Source organism: Paenibacillus sp. DS2015, assembly GCF_050433705.1.
Lineage (GTDB): Bacteria > Bacillota > Bacilli > Paenibacillales > Paenibacillaceae > Paenibacillus_AQ.
On sequence record NZ_JBNPWS010000006.1, the window covers coordinates 57180 to 76009 of the forward strand.

The 18830-nt window shown below is 40.5% G+C and carries 21 protein-coding genes and 1 riboswitch; of the genes, 14 read left to right on the top strand and 7 right to left on the bottom strand.

The annotated features are described in order from the left end of the window. Positions 1–21: 21 nt before the first annotated feature. The gene (locus J2T13_RS07645; protein ID WP_429369912.1) at positions 22–1665 is read left to right on the top strand and encodes a putative polysaccharide biosynthesis protein; all 1644 of its coding nucleotides are present in this window, start codon (positions 22–24) and stop codon (positions 1663–1665) included. Between the two features lie 10 nt (positions 1666–1675). On the opposite strand, the gene J2T13_RS07650 is transcribed toward J2T13_RS07645, so the two are convergent. Next, positions 1676–3019, bottom strand: coding sequence for a DUF2515 family protein (locus J2T13_RS07650; protein WP_429369914.1), 1344 nt, complete (start codon positions 3017–3019; stop codon positions 1676–1678). A gap of 132 nt (positions 3020–3151) precedes the next feature. On the opposite strand from J2T13_RS07650, the gene J2T13_RS07655 reads away from it, so the two are divergent. The 7 genes from J2T13_RS07655 (at position 3152) to J2T13_RS07685 (ending at position 9263) form a co-directional block, all read left to right on the top strand. Next, on the top strand, positions 3152–3496 hold the full coding sequence (locus J2T13_RS07655; protein ID WP_429369916.1) for a thioredoxin family protein: 345 nt from the start codon (positions 3152–3154) through the stop codon (positions 3494–3496). 140 nt (positions 3497–3636) lie between these two features. Beyond that, positions 3637–4584, top strand: a complete 948-nt coding sequence (locus J2T13_RS07660) for a COX15/CtaA family protein (protein WP_429369918.1) — start codon at positions 3637–3639, stop codon at positions 4582–4584. A 100-nt stretch (positions 4585–4684) separates the two neighbouring features. Beyond that, positions 4685–5422: a Cthe_2314 family HEPN domain-containing protein gene (locus J2T13_RS07665; RefSeq protein ID WP_429369920.1), complete on the top strand. Its 738-nt coding sequence runs from the start codon at positions 4685–4687 to the stop codon at positions 5420–5422. Positions 5423–5494: 72 nt separating this feature from the next. Further along, positions 5495–5626: riboswitch (SAM riboswitch) on the top strand. A gap of 126 nt (positions 5627–5752) precedes the next feature. After that, positions 5753–6769, top strand: a complete 1017-nt coding sequence (locus tag J2T13_RS07670) for a methionine ABC transporter ATP-binding protein (RefSeq protein WP_429369922.1) — start codon at positions 5753–5755, stop codon at positions 6767–6769. After that, positions 6769–7437, top strand: coding sequence for a methionine ABC transporter permease (locus tag J2T13_RS07675; protein WP_429370183.1), 669 nt, complete (start codon positions 6769–6771; stop codon positions 7435–7437). The genes J2T13_RS07670 and J2T13_RS07675 overlap by 1 nt, the downstream gene beginning before the upstream one ends. A gap of 87 nt (positions 7438–7524) precedes the next feature. After that, entirely contained in the window at positions 7525–8316 is a 792-nt protein-coding gene (locus J2T13_RS07680; protein ID WP_429369924.1) for a MetQ/NlpA family ABC transporter substrate-binding protein, read from the top strand. A 170-nt stretch (positions 8317–8486) separates the two neighbouring features. Continuing rightward, positions 8487–9263 (top strand): SDR family oxidoreductase, encoded by a 777-nt coding sequence (locus tag J2T13_RS07685; protein ID WP_429369926.1) that lies wholly within the window; start codon positions 8487–8489, stop codon positions 9261–9263. 195 nt (positions 9264–9458) lie between these two features. On the opposite strand, the gene J2T13_RS07690 is transcribed toward J2T13_RS07685, so the two are convergent. After that, positions 9459–9704 carry a NifU family protein gene (locus J2T13_RS07690; RefSeq protein WP_044875793.1) on the bottom strand — a complete coding sequence of 82 codons (246 nt, stop codon included), beginning with the start codon at positions 9702–9704 and terminating at the stop codon, positions 9459–9461. An 80-nt stretch (positions 9705–9784) separates the two neighbouring features. On the opposite strand from J2T13_RS07690, the gene J2T13_RS07695 reads away from it, so the two are divergent. Next, positions 9785–10039, top strand: a complete 255-nt coding sequence (locus J2T13_RS07695; protein WP_429369928.1) for a YuzB family protein — start codon at positions 9785–9787, stop codon at positions 10037–10039. Here J2T13_RS07695 and J2T13_RS07700 read toward each other — a convergent pair. Both J2T13_RS07700 and mqnE read right to left on the bottom strand, forming a co-directional pair. Continuing rightward, the gene (locus J2T13_RS07700; RefSeq protein ID WP_429369930.1) at positions 10036–11100 is read right to left on the bottom strand and encodes an NAD(P)/FAD-dependent oxidoreductase; all 1065 of its coding nucleotides are present in this window, start codon (positions 11098–11100) and stop codon (positions 10036–10038) included. The two genes, J2T13_RS07695 and J2T13_RS07700, sit on opposite strands and share 4 nt — an antisense overlap. Positions 11101–11142: 42 nt before the next feature. Further along, on the bottom strand, positions 11143–12249 hold the full coding sequence (gene mqnE / locus J2T13_RS07705; protein ID WP_429369932.1) for an aminofutalosine synthase MqnE: 1107 nt from the start codon (positions 12247–12249) through the stop codon (positions 11143–11145). Between the two features lie 295 nt (positions 12250–12544). Here mqnE and J2T13_RS07710 point away from each other — a divergent pair, with 295 nt between their 5' ends. Then, positions 12545–12907 carry a HesB/IscA family protein gene (locus tag J2T13_RS07710; RefSeq protein WP_429369933.1) on the top strand — a complete coding sequence of 121 codons (363 nt, stop codon included), beginning with the start codon at positions 12545–12547 and terminating at the stop codon, positions 12905–12907. 294 nt (positions 12908–13201) lie between these two features. On the opposite strand, the gene J2T13_RS07715 is transcribed toward J2T13_RS07710, so the two are convergent. Next, on the bottom strand, positions 13202–13414 hold the full coding sequence (locus J2T13_RS07715) for a hypothetical protein (RefSeq protein WP_429369935.1): 213 nt from the start codon (positions 13412–13414) through the stop codon (positions 13202–13204). 570 nt (positions 13415–13984) lie between these two features. Between J2T13_RS07715 and sda the strand changes: the two genes are divergently transcribed. Next, on the top strand, positions 13985–14125 hold the full coding sequence (gene sda, locus J2T13_RS07720; RefSeq protein WP_429369936.1) for a sporulation histidine kinase inhibitor Sda: 141 nt from the start codon (positions 13985–13987) through the stop codon (positions 14123–14125). Between the two features lie 181 nt (positions 14126–14306). Here the strand turns inward: sda and J2T13_RS07725 are convergent, their stop codons facing one another. Further along, positions 14307–15308 (bottom strand): NAD(P)/FAD-dependent oxidoreductase, encoded by a 1002-nt coding sequence (locus tag J2T13_RS07725; RefSeq protein ID WP_429369938.1) that lies wholly within the window; start codon positions 15306–15308, stop codon positions 14307–14309. 499 nt (positions 15309–15807) lie between these two features. On the opposite strand from J2T13_RS07725, the gene J2T13_RS07730 reads away from it, so the two are divergent. Next, complete coding sequence (locus tag J2T13_RS07730; protein WP_429369940.1) at positions 15808–17001, top strand: NAD(P)/FAD-dependent oxidoreductase; 1194 nt, start codon at positions 15808–15810, stop codon at positions 16999–17001. Position 17002: 1 nt separating this feature from the next. Next, positions 17003–17248, top strand: a complete 246-nt coding sequence (locus tag J2T13_RS07735; RefSeq protein ID WP_429369942.1) for a hypothetical protein — start codon at positions 17003–17005, stop codon at positions 17246–17248. Positions 17249–17386: 138 nt separating this feature from the next. Here the strand turns inward: J2T13_RS07735 and hemQ are convergent, their stop codons facing one another. Then, positions 17387–18136 carry a hydrogen peroxide-dependent heme synthase gene (gene hemQ / locus J2T13_RS07740; protein WP_429369944.1) on the bottom strand — a complete coding sequence of 250 codons (750 nt, stop codon included), beginning with the start codon at positions 18134–18136 and terminating at the stop codon, positions 17387–17389. A gap of 284 nt (positions 18137–18420) precedes the next feature. Between hemQ and J2T13_RS07745 the strand changes: the two genes are divergently transcribed. Beyond that, the gene (locus J2T13_RS07745) at positions 18421–18714 is read left to right on the top strand and encodes a YuiB family protein (RefSeq protein WP_429369945.1); all 294 of its coding nucleotides are present in this window, start codon (positions 18421–18423) and stop codon (positions 18712–18714) included. Positions 18715–18830: the final 116 nt, after the last annotated feature.

An 18830-nucleotide genomic window follows, 5' to 3' on the forward strand; every position in this document is an offset into this window, starting at 1 on the left:
TATAGAAAGAAGGGACAAGGTTTGGCGAAAAAAGAATCTTTTATTAAAGGTACACTTATTCTTGCAGCGGCGGCTTTAGTTGCTCGTGTACTCGGACTTGTACAGCGTGTTCCTTTGGAGCATATGCTTGGAAGTGTCGGGAATGCTTCATTCGGTATTGCTAATACCGTGTATTTGATGTTATTAACGGTGGCGACGGCTGGGATTCCAAGTACACTCAGTAAAATGGTCTCGGAGCGTTATGCATTGGATAGACCGGGTGAGGCTCAGCGGGTCTATCATGCAGCTTTACTGTTTGCTGCTGTGATCGGGGTTATTATGACACTGTTGGTGTATTTCGGTGCGCCTTATTATGCAACCTACGTTGCAAAGGTACCGGAATCCGCACTAGCGATCCGTGCGCTTGCTCCAGCCTTACTATTATTCCCTGCTATTGCTATGATGCGAGGTTATTTCCAAGGTCGCAACAACATGGCAGCCGGCGGAATTTCCCAGATCGTTGAACAGTTTGCGCGTGTGGGTACAGCCATTATACTGGCATTCGTGTTATTAAATTTGGATTATAGTGATAGCTGGGTTGCGGCTGGAGCCTCATTTGGTGGGGTGTTAGGAAGTATCGGTGCATTTGGAGTTATGCTGTACTTTACGGTCAAATTGCGTAAGCAGGACAAGGCTGCTCTCCTCCAAGATGGACCCGATACAACCATACCCTTGATGAGGATATACAAGGATATTTTTACACTATCTATTCCGATCGTGTTGTCTTCATTGGCCGTTCCAGTAGTCAATTTTATTGACTCTTCCATTATCAAAGGCTTGCTTATTCCTCAAACGGGTGAAGCCCAAGCAACATATTTGCTAGGGATTCTGACTAGCCGGGCTCAGAGTGTGGCTGGTATTCCGCCTATTCTGGCCATTGCACTGAGTACATCGCTTATACCGATTATCTCTGCTGCGTTTGCTCGGCGTGATGAGGATCATCTAAAACATCAGGTTACGTTAGCGATGCGGATTGCTATTCTAACGGGAATGCCTATTGTTATCGCACTTTGTGCAGCATCTTATTCTGTAAATGGTCTTTTATTTAGTAGCCTCGATAGTAGTGGAATTATTATGTTGCTCACGTTTGGGACGATCTTTCAAATTACGATGATGACATCCAACGCTATTCTACTAGGGATCGGTAAAGCAAAAATATCCATGGTAAATGTCATGATAGGGATTGTGGTGAAGTTTGGCGCCAGTTATTTATTAGCTCCATTCTTTGGGATATACGGGATTATCGCAGCAACGGGTCTCTGTTTCTTAGTCATCACTTTACTTAATTTGAGAGCCCTCAAGAAGATTGTATCTTTCTCTATTCTTGGATCGCGTTGGGTGAGCTTCCTTATCACCGTGGCCGTGTCAGGAGGAGTTGGACTTGGACTCAATCAAGCGGGTATTCAGCTCGTACATATCATGCCGAGTAGATTAGCGTTTCTATTGACCTGTCTTATCGTTGGAGGAGTAGTAGTTGTTGTATATTTGGTATTGCTTATTGTACTTGGTGTATTGAGGGAGCAAGAATTAGCGAGTTATCCACGTATACTTAGAAAAGTATTTACACCCCTCATGAAACTACAATCTTCGCGGCTAAGAACACGACAACATGATGATGAATCGTAATGAAAGGCAGTCAGTTCATCATGCCCATGACATCATGGGCTAAGCTTGTCTTGTGTATCGCATTCCGATGAGCATGACTCATTTCAATGAAGAGTGGTCTTGGCGGTTGAGAGATATATAAAGTCAGTTCTTTTTTATCCCGAAGCCAATCGTAACGAGGAATAGGATCATACGGCATGTCGTACCATACATCATTTAGGATAGGGCTATAAATTCTCTTCTTAAGCGGTAACCATTCATGCTTTAATAGCTCTGAGCTCTCGTGTAGGGAGTTCAGGGCTATTTCTTTGTCAGTGGTGAACAATTGAGGCCAGTACTCACTGCGGGAACCGTGGTGTTCGGTGTGCAAGGCGTAAATTGTTACTCGTTCTAGCACTTCTTTGTAGCCAAATAGAAGACCGTATAGAGCTTTGCCAAGGTTGATTCGTTCATCTAAATCAGCGAAATTCTCAAGTACTAGGCCTACTAATCCGCAAGTAGGTTCATGATCTGTAGTACGATCGAGAGGGGATTCGGTAAGGCTGCTTCTGCCTAAAGGAAATAAAATCTGATTGATATGAGCGAGATGTTGTATTCGATACTCTGGTCTTTGGAAAATATTTTTCTGGAAGTAGTTATGCTTAACTACGCGCTCTTCAATATAATGTTGCTCATTAATAATGAGGCCGACAGCTAAAAGCGCACTGTTCCGATCAATCCAGAAATTGTTCCAAAAAGGAGTCATGAAAGCTGAAGTATGAAAGCTTGGTAAGAGGTGAAAACAACTGCTCCCGATACGTTTACTATGCATGTAGAGCTGTAGCTGTGGATAAGCATCTTGAAAAATAAGTGCATTACAACGTTCCAGCATTCGGTAAATATCATCTCGTAAAGGAGATGTCATCAAGTCGTTCATTAACCCGCCCTTGAGATCGCTCATATTCCAGCCACCATTCCGAGATACAAGATGGGCTAATAGTGCCCAGTGGAGCTCTGGATATGCTTCATAGCATGCTAAATAAGCTTTGGTCCGTGTTAAATTACTTCGATTGGCCTGAGTGGTGGCATCTCGAATTTGTTGTAAAATAGAGAAATCCTGCTCTGTTAACGATTGCTGACTACTGTCTTGCTTGTATAAAGAATTGTCATATGAGCGATTAATATCTTCGTTTACCCTCAGCACTTGCATGCGAATGATCTGGGCTGTTTGTTCATTCCATCGTAAGGGTCGGCGTTGTTTGTGAAATCGACGAGATAATCTCCAGCAGGTGTATTTACCTTTGACAACTTCTGTTGCATTTTTAGGATACGTGCTTACAAGACTTATAATCTCAGTAAATCGGTTGGGTTTTATTGAATGGATATCAGGCATCATGATGTTCCTTTCTAAATAATTTGGTATAGCCGATTAGAGTATTATCCACAGTATGTGTCAAAAGTTTGACTTCCACTCTCTATTTTGATTCACTTATATAAAATAAAAGCGACACTGAGAGGACTGATATTAATGGAAAAGATAACTTCGAAGGAAGAGTTTGATGTATCTATTCAATCTCCAAGATTAACAGTTGCAGTATTTACGGCAGATTGGTGTTCTGATTGCAAATATATTCATCCATTTATGCCTGAGGTGGAGAAGAAATTTACACACGAATTAACGCTTGTTGAAGTAGATGTAGATCAGGTGGGTACTGTAAGTCAAGAACAGAACATACTGGGAATTCCGAGTTTTGTAGCGTATACAGACGGAAGAGAATTAGTTCGGTATGTGAACAAGCTTCGGAAGTCTCAAGAGGAAATCGAGCAATTTCTACAAACGGCTGTTGATGTGTATGGTACGATTCACAAGTAAGAAAATCACGTCGCTCAGATGAGTGGCGTGATTTTCTGTGAACATTTTGTCACATAAGGGCTATGTGGGACTTATACTTATCAGGTATAATTGGGTAGTATGATATATGTGTTTATCAATTTGATCAGCAGGTGAGATATTTGAATGTTAAGCAATTGAAATGGTTGAGTTATTTAACTTTTTTTGTCATGTTTTTTGCTACGGTAGGAGGAACTTTTGTATCTAAGACCGGATCGGGCCTTGGGTGTGGTCATGAATTTCCGTTGTGCCATGGTAAGTTTATCCCAGCACACACGGTGGAGTCGCTCATTGAATATTCACATCGGTTAGTCAGCGGAATGGCAGGATTATTGGCGCTCGCTTCTGTCATTGCATTCTGGCTGTATAACAAACGTCGTGATTTAAGAGTATATGCTGCAATGACTTTAGTGTTCGTTCTAGTTCAAGCTACCATGGGCGCTCTCGCGGTGGTCATGGATCAATCATCTGCCATTAAGGCCCTTCATTTTGGGTTTTCACTCATCGCTTTTGCCAGTGCACTTATGCTCGCATTAGGGATAAGGAGAGTTAGTAAATCTAAATCCATAGTAGATGTAGAACTTGTAATATTACCACGAGTAAGTATATCTTTCCGTAATCTCACATGGGTAACAAATATTTACTGCTACATAGTAGTCTATATTGGCGCTTATGTTAGCCATACAGATTCATCAGGGGGCTGTTCCGGTTGGCCACTTTGTAATGGTGAAGTGATTCCGGAAATGGTAGGTGGAGTTAGAGTTGCCTTCATTCACAGACTTGCTGCGCTATTGCTATTTATATTAATAGCTATCATGGCTCACTTCGCATATCGTAGACATCACGGTAATCGTGAACTTCAAATGTTAGGTGTTGCAGCGGTTTCCTTATGCTTAATGCAGGTATTCAGCGGTGCTTTTATCATTTACGCTCTAGGAAATCCTGAACTTTATGTGTTTGCAGCCTTATTGCATAACTTGTTAGTATCCTCCTTATTCGGTGTTCTTTGTTATCTTAGTGTAAGAGTGTGGCAATTAAGTAAACCTATGATCAAGAACCAAACTCATTAATCCATGGTTTCCCTGTAATATAAGTGAACCCTAGGAGGCATCGTAATGTTGCGATAGTTCCAGTAGACTTCTCCACAAATATAATCAGGGAGCGCTTGCCATGCTGCGTAAGTTACTTGTAGATTTGTCCCATGGGGACAACAATCCGTTACTGGAAGATGCTAACCAAGCTATGCTACAGACGATCCAGCTATTACAGAAGGAAATGAGTGATAGCGAAGACCCTACGCATGATCTACGTAAGATAGAGATCTGGACACGGGGACTTATTTTCTCACTCTCGGAGTTGGAGCAAAGTTACGCTGCGGCCTCCTTCTTTAGAAAATCTATAAAAATGGGATTTATGGATGACATGACAGAATCGGAGCAAACGGATTACTCAAGATATGTATATTTCTATAAGAATGGATTTATTCGTGTCCTTTCTGTGCTAGATAAGCTTGGTACGGTCTTGAATGAGCAGTATGATCTACAGACAGCAAAGGTTAAAGCACAATATTCGTATTTTTCAGTACTACGTCAACTGACCCTCTACAAGCAACACGATTCCTTAAGTGGGCAGTTATCAACGATCAGGGATAATTATCGTGAGCCTATTAACATCCTGAGGAAACGAAGGAATGCAGAAATTCATTATATGAATACGGAGATGGAAGATGATCTCTGGCAACGACACCAAGGGCTTCACGACAAAATCGTGCTGGAAGATGTGGATCAACATTTGTTGGAGTTAAAGCTAGGTATCGATATGATTTGCCAATCTCTTTCTGCCGCTTATCATTATATCTATGATCAATGGCACAACAGGAGCATAAATACGGATGCTAATTTAACATAACAGGTGGATTTTTCTTTTTGACAATCTTCTTGAAAAATTCTATACTAACAATAATAATTTCATATGGATTTTTTCTTATCGAGAGAGGCGGAGGGATAGGCCCGATGAAGCCCGGCAACCGATTAAGGAGAGTGAATGTTCTCCCTTGATGTCATGGTGCTAATTCCTACAGATCGCACAACAAGCGTGTCTGGCAGATGAGATGGCATTGTCTTTACGCAAAGAGAGCCCTTTTTCATACTGTGAAAGGGGCTTTTTCTATATTTTTTTACCTGAATCCCTTTGAAATATATGTCAATAACAGTAAGATTTACGAAGGAGAGACCTTGATTGATTGAATTAAAGCAATTGACGAAAGAGTACGGTAAAGGCGATCGAGTGACTACCGCACTATCTAATTTGAATCTTTCAATTGAGAAGGGTGAAATATTTGGAGTTATCGGACACTCTGGTGCTGGTAAAAGTACACTCATTCGATGTATTAACTTATTAGAGCGACCCACATCAGGCGAAGTATGGGTAGATGGCGTCAATTTAACTTCGCTGAATACCCAGCAGTTACAGAAAGAACGGCGAAGAATAGGGATGATTTTTCAACACTTCAATCTGCTATCCTCTGCAACAGTGTATGACAATATTGCCTTTCCATTGCGCATAGCTCATACCTCTAAAGAAACCATTGCAGCTAAGGTGAATGAATTGTTAGCTCTTGTAGGGCTAGATGAGCATAGTGATAAGTACCCAGCGCAGCTCTCAGGTGGGCAGAAACAACGGGTAGGGATTGCGCGTGCACTTGCAAGTGATCCCGAAGTACTGCTGTGTGATGAAGCAACTTCAGCGCTTGACCCACAGACTACAGATTCTATTCTGAAGCTATTGCTAGACATAAATAAACGCTTCAATCTAACAATTGTTCTCATCACTCATGAGATGCATGTTATTCAAAGTATTTGTGATCGCGTTGCGGTTATACATGCGGGTGGGATTGTTGAGTATGGACCGGTAACCGAAGTGTTTCTTAAACCGAAACATGTGGTTACACGAGAATTTATTCGAGGCGAAGCTAGTGGTAATGAGCTGTTACAGCAAGCTATTCATGCGACGCATCTTGCATTTTCACAAGCTGTTAAGATTACCTTCCTAGGTGAGACCACGTATGGCTCGATACTGTCGAGGACGGTTCGAGAGACGGGGGTTGATTTTGCCATCCTACAGGGAACGATATCTACGATCAAGGATACGCCATACGGTCAATTGATTGTACGTTTTGAGGGAGAACAAGAAGGTATTATCAGAACAATTGATAAACTTGTTCAGCAAGGTCTTGATGTGGAGGTGATGGCATGATTCTTGCGGTAGACTTTTCTGAAATTGTATGGAATGAAATTGGAACTGCCATAATAGCTACATTGAGTATGTTGGGAGCCTCTGCTGTATTTACTTTTATTATAGGACTTCCACTCGGGGTAATACTTTACCTTGCTTCACGTTCGGCTTCACGTAAAGTACGCGTTACTTATACCCTCCTGTCTTTCATTGTAAATATATTGCGTTCTGTACCTTTTATTATTCTAATTGTGGCTATGATTCCTGTTACGAGAGGGATTGTTGGGGTATCTATGGGCGTACTAGGAACCATTCCACCGCTAGTTGTAGGTGCAGCACCCTTCTTCGCACGGCTTGTGGAGACAGCATTAGCAGAGGTAGATCGTGGTGTTATTGAAGCTGCAGAGGGGATGGGAGCTTCTACTAGTCAGATTGTTTTACGTGTTCTACTTCCAGAATCTAGACCGGGTCTCTTAGCAGCTATGACGGTTACAATAGTTATGCTTGTGTCCTACACCGCAATGGCGGGTCAAGTAGGCGGAGGTGGATTAGGTGACTTAGCAATACGTTACGGCTATTATCGTTATGAGACAGAAGTCATGTTGATATCCGTAGCACTGATGGTCGTATTAGTACAATTACTTCAAGTAGTTGGCGATCGAGTTGTGCGTCATTTTATAAGAAAATAAGCGTTATGTGATTAAGGTAATACCCGAATGGAAATTCGGTCGCATATAATTCATATTATTCATATCGAAGAAAAGGGGAATTGACAAATGAAGAAATGGACACTTGGTTTAGTAAGTCTTGCACTGGTGGTAGCTTTATCCGCATGTGGTAAGAGTGATGAAGCAACATTGAAGGTAGGCGCTACAGCAGTACCTCACGCAGAGATTCTAAAGCACATTAAGCCTGTACTAGAAAAGGAAGGCATCAATCTGGAGATTATAGAATTCACAGATTATGTTCAACCCAATACACAGTTATTTGAGAAACAATTGGATGCTAATTTCTTTCAACATCAACCCTATCTTGATGTAGAGAATAAGCAGCGCAGTATGGATCTTGTCTCTGTTATTGCTGTTCATGTAGAGCCGCTTGGAGCCTACTCCAAAAAGTACAAATCGATAGATGAGCTTCCTGATGGTGCCAAAATCGCTATCCCTAATGATGCAACCAATGGTGGCCGAGCGCTTAGTTTACTAGCTAAAAATGGTTTAATTAAGCTTCAGGATGAGAATAAAGTTGAATCTAAACTAAGTGATATTACGGAGAACCCAAGAAATTTTGTCATTACAGAGAACGACGCAGCGATCTTGCCACGTCAATTAGAGGAAGTAGATCTAGCTGTTATTAATACAAACTTTGTGCTTGATGCGGGTCTAGATCCCGTGAACGATGCACTTATCATTGAAGTTAAAGACAATCCTTATGCAAATATTCTAGTAGCTCGTCCAGATAATAAAGATTCCGAAGCCATTCAAAAGTTGGCGAAGGCACTTACATCTGAAGATGTGAGAAAATTTATAGAAGATCAGTATAAAGGCGCGGTTATCCCAGCATTTTAATGTAAAAGGTCGACTTTTTGAACAGTCCCTTTAAAAGGTTGATATAACGATTATACGATTTACCAATCAAATCCCGTAGAGCCGATTCGGTTCTACGGGATTTCTATTTGTAGCGTAGACCTAAATCTTCTATACTTAATGTATCATGGTTGTTTGGAGGAGGAGAAGGCTTGAATGGTAGAGTAGCTCTTATTACTGGGAGTGCAAAGGGGTTAGGCAAGACAACTGCGCTCGCCTTAGCCGATCAAGGTTATCATATTGCTCTTAATTATGTGCATAGTGCCGCAGAGGCTGAACAATTACGTGCTGCCATTCAAGCTAAAGGTGTGAAGTGTATTGCAGTTCGTGCAGATATATCTGACCCGAAGCAGCTTGAAATGCTGGTGGATAAAGTGACTAAACAACTTGAAAGTCCAGACATTGTTGTTAACAACGCGGGTCCATTTATTCGTGAACGGAGATTATTTCTTGAGTATACACAGACTGAGATCATGTCCCTTATCCAAGGTAATTTGATTGGAGCCATGTTACTTGACCATTTGGTTATTCCCTCTATGCGCAAAAAGAACTGGGGCCGGATTATTCATTTCGGATTCGGACATGCAGGGGAGGCAAGAGCTTGGCCACATCGTGCTGTTTATGCAGCAGCTAAGACCGGCCTTGTCTCATTTACGAAGACATTAGCTGTGGAAGAGGCACCCTATGGTATTACGGTCAATATGGTGTGTCCTGGAGACATCAGGGGATTGAACAAAGAAAAAACAATTGCTGAGGTTGAACATATAGAGGACTTGGAGACTCCGCGTGGGAGACCTGGAAGTGGGGAAGATATTGCACGGGTTATCCAATACTTATGTCACCAGAATTCCGACTTTATTACAGGAAACATCATGGACATTTCTGGAGGTCTAGATCCTATCAGGCCCTGGATAAGTAATCAAGGATAAATGACGACGTATTCTTTGTAGGTTAACATCCCCCAAAACGGAACGCTGTTTTCACTATATTCTACGGTCAACCGCTGATTTTTGCTTTGAGCCATAAAAATCAAATAATAAAAAAAAGTCTTGGTAGACTCTTTCGAGAACACCAAGACTTCATTTTTAACCATATATTGTTCTATATTTCTATAGATGTAGGATTTAGAATACTTGGACAACTTCTTGTATACCTTCAACTTCTTCAAGAAGTGCACGTTCAATCCCAGCTTTCAAAGTAATGGTGGAGCTTGGGCAACTGCCGCAGGCACCCATTAATCTGAGTTTTATGATGCCGTCTTCTACATCAACCAATTCTACGTCACCGCCATCGCGTTGTAGGAACGGACGAAGTTTATCCAACACTTCTAATACCTCATCATACATGGTACTTTGTGCATTTTCGCTCATTTTGTTCAACTCCTTCCTAAGTGTTATTATAGTATAAATGAACACAAAATAAAATGGCTAACTGAGCAGGTGATAAGAATATGAGACCTATAATAGAATTTTGCACCAATAATATGCATTTTGGTACGGATGAAGTGATGAGTAAGTTGGAGGCCAATCCTGATTATGATGTCATTGAGTATGGCTGTCTGAGCAACTGTGGTCAATGCTACATGATGCCCTATGCTATGGTTGATGGTGAGATTGTGTCAGCGAACAGCTCCGATGAATTATATATTGCCATTATAGAAAAAATCAAGGAAGCGGAAGCCTGGGATAACTTAGAGATAGACTAACCGAAATGACGTTTAGATAACCAGAGTACACCACTTTTAAGGATACGTGGCACTCTTCCCATAACGGATGTTTTACCCATAAGTCCGAATCCAGCCTTTTTGCCTAGGGCTCCTAATGTACCTTTGAGGTGGAGAGCATTCAGTTTAGGTGTTTCTCCTCGCCACAAAGCGTGAATGACATGAGCTACTTGCTCTGCTTGAGCGCCAGCAGCTTGTGCACTTGGAGCGAAGGGAAGACTTGCACAGTCACCAATGACATAAACATCTGGATATTCCGGTATTTGAGAAAAGGGATTCAGTATTACACGTCCACCCCGATCTTTAGCAATAAGGAGATTCTGTACGACCTTGACAGGTTGAATACCTGCGGTCCATATCGTCTCATCACTGAGAATGGTTTCATCCCCGTTATACAGAGCACCATCTTCTACACGCGATATTGAAATTTGAGATCGAGTATCGACATCATGTGACTGAAACCAATGTTCCACATAGACTGATAATTTAGATGGAAAGGCGGATAATACTCGACTGCCACGGTCAAGAATGGCGATATTAAGATCAGGTCGACTCTCACGGAGCTCTGCTGCCAGCTCGACACCGCTGAGGCCTCCCCCAACGATATTCACGATCCCATAAGGCTTCACATTGTTCAATTGTTGATAGGTGTGACGAGTATTTGAGAACGTCTGAATACTTCTAGTGAAGTCCTCAGCACCTTCAATACCATGGTAACTATCAGTACAACCTAAAGCGATAACTAAGTAATCATATTCTATAATATCTTCTGATTGCGATAAGAGCACTCTTTTACCTTCAAGATCAATCGAAGTGATTTCACCATATTTGATGCTGAGTTTAGGGTGTACTGGAAAGGAAACACGTAAATCGTAATCAGATGCTGTTCCAGCGGCTAAAGCATAATATTCTGTCTTGAGCCCTTGAAAAGGCATACGATCGACTAATATTAATTCCACATCTGCAGGAAGATGGTTATTCAGCAGCTCTTGAATGATAGCAAGCCCTCCATAACCTCCGCCAAGCACCACCAATTTCCTCATAATAAGACCCCTCTTTATCTATACATTGCTGATATTGGCTTGTTATTCGAATACCTCGATCTCATTATAGAATGTGTCACGTTCAACAGGAATACGTCCAGCACCTTTGATGAGCCAAATTAATTCCTTACGTGTTAGACCATCGGGAGTTAAAGCACCTGCTGCATGGCTAATTCGTTCATTAATGATGGTACCATGTACGTCAGAAGCGCCAAAGCTTAAGGCTACTTGAGTTAACTGAGCACCGATGTTAATGAAATAGGCTTTGATATGGTCAATATTGTCTAACATGAGGCGGCTAATAGCGATGGTCTTAAGATCTTCGTAAGCAGAGTTACGACGCATAATACCCGCATTTTTATTCTTAGGTTGCATTGACAATGGAATGAATACCATGAATCCATTAGTTTCGTCTTGAAGCTCACGAATTTGAACCATATGCCGAATGCGATCTTCTTTACTTTCGATGGAACCGTATAACATGGTTGTGTGTGTCTTCATTCCTAATTGGTGAGCGGAACGATGCACGTCTAAGTATTGTTCTACATTCGCTTTATCAACCTTCATTTTTTGCCGGTATTGATCTGACAAAATTTCAGCTCCACCACCCGTTAAGGATTGTAACCCAGCCTTCTGAAGACTTTTTAATACTTCCGTAGTACTGAGGCCGCTTATACGTGTGAAGAATTCAATCTCAGCTGCAGTGTAAGCTTTTAAAGTTACATTGGGGTAGTGATCAGTTAAAGTTTGTAGCGAGTCTACATAGTATTGGAAAGGAACATGTGTATTATGACCCCCAACAATATGGAATTCGCGAATACCTGGATGAATATGTTGATCCACGTATTTAACCATCTCTTCACCTGAAAGGGTGTAGGATCCTTCTTCCCCTTGGTCTTTACGGAAATTACAGAAAGCACAATAAGATTCACATACGTTTGTGAAATAAAGGCTCATGTTTTCAATGAAATATACTTTCTTACCATTTTTACGTAAGTTAACTTGGTTAGCTAACTGCCCTAATGTCAAAATATCATCACTTTCATAAAGAAAGACACCATCTTCAATGGAAAGACGCTCTCCGTTCTGAACCTTCTCTATGATCGCGGTCATTTTGTTATCTGTAAAAGGCGTTATAAGTGTAGACATCGTGTTCATTCCTCCTGTTCAATAGACCCTAGTCTATATGTGAATAAATAATGACAATTATCCTAATTACATTCCTTCTCATTATAGACCTCTGTTTGTAAGCTTCGCAATATGATGAAGAGGAAAAGAGGGGGTTGACTAATATGAACTTCACTGATTCACTTGAGAGCAATGAGGTTGTAGGGTATACTTGAGATAGGAACATATAGAAATAATTTAGGATTTGTTACCTTGAACAACACTTGTTTCTGGTAAGTATAATAAGTAGGTAGGATATAAAGAAGGAGGTTGAACCATGATTAATATTAGCGAAACAGCAACAGATCAATTAAAAGTAATGCTCTCTGAACAAGAACTTCCCAATATGTTTCTTCGTCTTGGCGTACAGCCAGGTGGATGTAGCGGTTTCTCATACGCAATGGGATTTGATGATGATGAGACAGAGAATGATCTATATATGAATGTGAACGATATGAAGATTGTCGTGGATAAAGAAAGTATTAAGTATTTGGATGGGTTAGAAATCGACTTCGAGGAATCCGGCATGTCTGGAGGCTTTACCATCAACAACCCGAATGCATCCGCCACGTGTGGGTGTGGATCAAGCTTCCGTACGGCGCTGGATGCGGGTAAACCAGCTGCTGAGGGTGAGTGTTAGGAAGGGTTTAAACTGTACACGTACCAAGTGTTTATTCATTTTAAGTTGGTAATGTTGGTTATGAAGTTAACCTCCAAGACTGTAGTGTGAATACACTTACGTTTCTTGGAGGTTATTTTTGTTGTTTTACTGGATAAAATCATGAAAAGTTCCTACCATAGGCCTATTAAATGCTGGAGAAAAGCCTTTAAATAGTAAAAAATAGGTATCAATTATAAATATTGTGTGAAAAAGGTAAAAAAAACCCGCTTATATTCCGATAAATAAGGAATAAGGTGGGTGTTTGAAAAATAGCTAGGACACAGGGGCTATAAATGTGTGATTGATCATCAGGACGATCATAGAAGCTGTTACTATTGAAAAGGCAATACAGCTCATGCCGAGAATACTTCGTTTGTTCTTTATAAACTTAAAGCCGATGGCAAAGATCATAGCGGTCGTTAAAGCAAGTGTAGCAGACATGCCGACGATGGCGATCCAGTACAATATTTCGAATAACTGTGCCAACTTGATTCCAACCCCCTTTATTATTTATTCCATAGTATATCTGATTTATAGATGTAAGCCAATATTTCTATTGGAATGATTTGGTACAGACATTTCCGAATTAGGGTCATGTTCATAGACAATCATACAAGAAATATGCTAGGTTTGCGACTATGTTAAGTGTTATCGGCCAAGGAGGAGGTGCTAAGAGTGGTGGGAAGACAATTAGTGAGCAAATAGATAGAGACCAAGCGCTGCTGACTGATCCTAGAGTTGTTCCATGCATTCCTCAAAAGCTGATATTATCCTAATAATATATTTGAAGTTTAATAGTTTGATAATGTGTAATTGGGTTAAATAGTATATATATTCCAAAAAAAGAAAATAATTTTTGACATTTTTTGAGGTTTGGATAGCCTGTGTATAACAATTATCCACAATATCCACTGCTGTTTAACTAGCCTTAATGGACTTACCAACAAATTATACACAGGATCTCCACAGCTGCTTGTGGATAAAGCGAACGCTTGTTCCGTTATCAATTCTTTGATATGATAGATTCAGGAAATAAGAGGAAAGGTTGTGAGGAAAATGGCTATACTAAGTGATGAAATGCTGTTGGAATCCTATTATCTAGCAATAGATTTAAAGCTTGAGCATGATTTCATAACGTTATTGCTAGCTGAAATACACAAACGCAAATTACAATCTCAAGAACTTATCATGGTGTAGTTATAGCATAGCTCACGTTAATGGAACGTTTTCGTATCTTTATTAGACTTACGGAGGTGTCCATACATTAATTACTTACATGACATAACACAAATAACAAGGGTATCCTAAAGACGGCTGTAGCACAGATCGTCAAGTAGGATACCCTATTTCTATCGTTATACAAATGATATAGTTGTTTTTACAGTTTCATATTACTACTGTGACCTGGTGAAAGACGTGCATCAGGATCAAGGTACACCTTAGCATTATTAACAGCTGTCGGAGCCTCGCCAAAACCAACAGCGATGAGTTTCAGTTTACCCGGGTACGTTGTAATATCTCCAGCAGCGAAAATCCCTGGGATATTAGTCTCCATACGTGTATCCACCACGATTGAATTACTCTCAATAGAAATGCCCCACTCTGCAATAGGTCCTAATGAAGATATAAACCCGAAATTAACAATAACATCATCCACTTCGATCTCTTGTGTTTCTTTAGTCTTGATATGGGAAAGAGTTACTTTGGTGATCGTTTCTTCGCCGTGAAGCTCTACAATCTCTGAAGGTGTTATAATGTTCACCTTAGAGGCCATTAAGTTCTCAACACTATGTTCATGGGCGCGGAACTTATCACGACGATGAATGAGTGTTACTTGTTCGGCTATAGGTTCTAGCATAAGCGCCCAATCTACAGCGGAGTCACCACCGCCACTAATAAGTACTTTTTTACCTTTAAAAGCGTTGAGGTCATTCACGAAGTAATGGAGGTTCTTCTTCTCAAAGCGATCTGCACCTTCTAATTCAAGTCTGCGTGGCTCGAATGCACCAACACCTGCAGTAATGATAACAGCTTTAGAAGCGTATTTACCTTTATCCGTGGTTACGACAAAGTGACGTTCCTCGATCTTCTCAACAGAGGCGACCTTTTCTTCAAGTCGCAAAGTGGGATTGAAATGCTCCATTTGCTTGGACAAATTATTTACAAGCTCTTGTGCAGTCACTTTAGGGAATCCAGCGACATCGTAGATGTATTTCTCGGGATATAGCGCAGCAAGTTGTCCACCCAATTGTGGCATACTTTCAATTATAGTTACGGACGCTTGTCGCATTCCACCATAAAATGCAGCAAACATACCTGCTGGACCGCCTCCAATAATGATCAAGTCGGATATTTCATCACCAGTTTGTGGGAATATCATTAGGTAAAGCACCTCCAAGGAAAAGTGTTGTAGTTCATATCATCTTATTCATTATAATCTGGCCAGGCATATCTGCAAAGTTCAGATTTGTCAAAACACAAATAAAAATAATGGATTTTGTAATTCTTTACATGAAACTAAGCTAGAATAGACCAATAAATGAGGTTTAACATGAAATAACACTTGATCTTTTGGCCCAAAATAGCTAGTATTTCTATAGTATGTTAAGTTGCAATTCGTCTATCTTCGAACAAATAATCATTCATGATCAGGCTCATTTATTATTTTTTGATGAAATCTGAGTCAGCATTTAAAATGGATGTGAGAAATGCCTCATTTCTCCGAATGATGGAGTATCTCACGCTATTAATGTGTATATTTTCACTAAGCGAGAAAGACAGTATGCTATATAGATTGAACTAGCTCGATTACATAATTAGTTCCTTCTATATATAGAGAGAGAAAAAAGATAGATATTTGGAAGGAGTAAAATCAGATCATGAGTAACATACCTAAAATAGTAATTCTTGGTGCTGGATATGGAGGAATTCTAACGGCACAACGTCTTCAAAAAGAATTGAATTACAATGAAGCCGACGTGACGTTAGTTAATCGTCATGATTACCATTATATTACAACCCATTTGCATATGCCTGCTGCAGGTACAGACAGCATTGAAAATACACGTGTCTTTATTTCTAAGTTGATTGACGAATTTAAGATTGACCTAGTAAAGTCCTCGGTAAAAGAAATTCGTCCGCAAGAGAAAAAGGTAATATTGGTAGATGGAACTCTTTCATATGATCATTTAATTATTGCTCTAGGTGGGGAACCTGAAAGTTTTGGTATTCCAGGACTTGATGAGTATGCGATGACCATCCGCAGCATTAACTCGGTACGCTTGATCCGCAAACATATCGAATATCAATTTGCACTATATAAGAATGAGAAGAGTCCACAAGAACGCATTAATTTTGTTGTAGGTGGAGCTGGATTTAGTGGGATTGAATTCGTAGCTGAGCTAGCAGACCGTATTCCTGAACTATGTAAGGAGTATGATGTTGATCCACATCTTGTGAATATTTATAACTGTGAAGCAGCTCCGACGGCCTTACCTGGATTTGCGCCTGAACTTGTTGAGTATGCGATGGATGTGCTTAGAAAAAAAGGCGTTACATTCAAGATTGGTATTGCGATCAAAGAATGTACACCAGAAGGCGTATTACTAGCAACAGGTGAAGAGATCAAGGCAGCTACTGTAATATGGACTGGAGGGATTCGCGGGAATCATATGATCGAAGCTGCTGGTTTCGAAACGATGAGAGGCCGTGTCAAAGTGGATGAGCATTTACGTGCACCAGGATATGACAATGTGTTCATTATCGGCGATAATTCACTTGTGATGAATCCAGAAGGCCGTCCATATCCACCTACGGCACAAATTGCTATGCAACAAGGTGTGTGTACGGCAAAGAATGTCGTATCTACGATTCGTAATAAACCACTTAAGAAATTTGAATTCAGTAATAAAGGTACCGTTGCATCGCTTGGTAAAGGCGAAGGTATTGCTGTTATCGGTGATAAATTGTTAAAAGGTTGGAGTGCCGCGCAACTGAAAAAAGTGGTTGATATGAGATATCTCATTACTATTGGGGGTATTCCGTTGATGCTAAGAAAGGGAAGATTCCTATAATATGCGCCATTGCAGCGTTCAAGTCCGCGGACTGCTTACGAGAGATGAACTGGATCGGTACAATGCATTAATGGAAGTTGGCTCTTATCTAGAGTCGCAGGAGTCCTACGACCTAGCTTATACCATTCAAAAAGAGGTGGATATTCTTATTCTTCCTGCTATTGAAAGGTTGAAGGATAAGGGCAGAGCTAGGGACGCAGCGACAGTGGAATTCCTAAACTCTTTAAAGGATGAAGAAGAGGAATAACGAAATACAAGAAGGGTTTGCCTCCAATTGAGCGATGGCAAACCCTTCTTGTATAAGGTGTTTATACAAAAATGCCTTCTCCAGTTCTGAAGCTGGATAAGGCATCGTTTGTATTAAAGCTATTCATGTATTATCTAATTACAATTTAAGTAATTCTTCAAAAGATTGTTCATTTAACAGGCTACCCACGTAAAATGCACCAAATTCACCATATCGAGCACTAACTTCGTCGAAACGCATTTCATATACAAGTTTCTTGAACTGAAGCGCATCATCGGAGAATAGGGTTACGCCCCATTCCCAATCATCAAGACCTACGGAACCTGTGATAATCTGCTTCACTTTACCTGCATAACTGCGTCCAATCATACCGTGGCTACGCATCATTGATTTACGATCTTCCATGCTACGCATGTACCAGTTATCGTCTAGATCACGTTTCTTGTTCATTGGATAGAAACAAATATATTTATTCTTAGGTAAGGTTGGTTTCAAGCGAGCGATGACATCTGGATTCTCCATCGGATCTCCACCGCTTGCACCACCCATATAGTTACTCAGTTCAACAACACTTACATATGAATAAGCTTTGGTTGTATATTGAGCAAATGTTGTTTTGTTAAAAGCAGTCTCGACAGCATTTAACTCCTCTAACGTTTCACGAAGGTGCATGAATACAAAGTCGGCTTTTTGACCAACAATCGTGTACACTGTGCTGCTCCCTAGTTTGCTGGCCTCAATCTCAGACCAATCCTGAATAAATGCTTGAAGTTCATCAAGCGCCATCGCTCGATCTTCATCATCAGCAGACTTCCAAGCTGTCCAATTAATAGAACGGAAATCATGTAGTGCGTACCAACCTTCTAATGTTAAGGCAACCTCTGACATATGATTTATCACTCCTAAGGGTATGTAGCTTCCTTTAACTTTGCTTACTATTGTATCCCATTAAGAATGATTAGAGCAAACGATGACACCATCTGAAGCGTTTTGAATAAACGCAGCATCGTAAGCATTTGCTTTTAGTGCTACAAATCTGTCTTTTTGAACACGCGCTTCATGAAATGTTCGTTGCTTCGTTATAATTTTTTTAGTAAACTATCTACTAGCTTGTATTGTCTGTGACATAGTTAATAGAACAGGCTCAATAAAGATGAGGTGAACTGGTCAGAATGCAATTTATTCCTGTGCTTGTGCTGATGGTATTGTTCTTTGTTATGATGTTCGGCATTGGATTCATTCTTAATATGTTAATGAAGACAACATGGTTTCCGTCCTATTTATTTATTATTGTGATCTTACCCATCGTTGTGTATTCCTTGTGGGATCGAAACAACACGTTATGGAGTCACCTAGGCTCATTCCAAATGGTCGATTATTTCACGGGTATTGCTGGATTAGTAGGGGCTTTACTGAGTGGATGGGCAATTAAGAAACTGCGCAACGCCGGATACAAGATGTACTAAAGGATATAAACATTGAGAGGCAGCTCTTCCTTAGGAAGGGCTGCTTTGTTGTCAGTATTTAACACGAATTACGTCGAACGTTGCTGAGGATTTATGTTAGAATGGAAGAAGTCTAT

Bases quoted from the DNA above. Each gene is read 5' to 3' on its own strand.
- J2T13_RS07735 (WP_429369942.1), top strand. From the start codon at position 17,003: ATGCGCCATTGCAGCGTTCAAGTCCGCGGACTGCTTACGAGAGATGAA.
- J2T13_RS07710 (WP_429369933.1), top strand. From the start codon at position 12,545: ATGATTAATATTAGCGAAACAGCAACAGATCAATTAAAAGTAATGCTC.
- J2T13_RS07745 (WP_429369945.1), top strand. From the start codon at position 18,421: ATGCAATTTATTCCTGTGCTTGTGCTGATGGTATTGTTCTTTGTTATG.
- J2T13_RS07655 (WP_429369916.1), top strand. From the start codon at position 3,152: ATGGAAAAGATAACTTCGAAGGAAGAGTTTGATGTATCTATTCAATCT.
- J2T13_RS07725 (WP_429369938.1), bottom strand. From the start codon at position 15,308: ATGATATTCCCACAAACTGGTGATGAAATATCCGACTTGATCATTATT.
- J2T13_RS07695 (WP_429369928.1), top strand. From the start codon at position 9,785: ATGAGACCTATAATAGAATTTTGCACCAATAATATGCATTTTGGTACG.
- hemQ (WP_429369944.1), bottom strand. From the start codon at position 18,136: ATGTCAGAGGTTGCCTTAACATTAGAAGGTTGGTACGCACTACATGAT.
- sda (WP_429369936.1), top strand. From the start codon at position 13,985: ATGGCTATACTAAGTGATGAAATGCTGTTGGAATCCTATTATCTAGCA.
- mqnE (WP_429369932.1), bottom strand. From the start codon at position 12,249: ATGTCTACACTTATAACGCCTTTTACAGATAACAAAATGACCGCGATC.
- J2T13_RS07690 (WP_044875793.1), bottom strand. From the start codon at position 9,704: ATGAGCGAAAATGCACAAAGTACCATGTATGATGAGGTATTAGAAGTG.
- J2T13_RS07680 (WP_429369924.1), top strand. From the start codon at position 7,525: ATGAAGAAATGGACACTTGGTTTAGTAAGTCTTGCACTGGTGGTAGCT.
- J2T13_RS07650 (WP_429369914.1), bottom strand. From the start codon at position 3,019: ATGATGCCTGATATCCATTCAATAAAACCCAACCGATTTACTGAGATT.
- J2T13_RS07700 (WP_429369930.1), bottom strand. From the start codon at position 11,100: ATGAGGAAATTGGTGGTGCTTGGCGGAGGTTATGGAGGGCTTGCTATC.
- J2T13_RS07730 (WP_429369940.1), top strand. From the start codon at position 15,808: ATGAGTAACATACCTAAAATAGTAATTCTTGGTGCTGGATATGGAGGA.
- J2T13_RS07665 (WP_429369920.1), top strand. From the start codon at position 4,685: ATGCTGCGTAAGTTACTTGTAGATTTGTCCCATGGGGACAACAATCCG.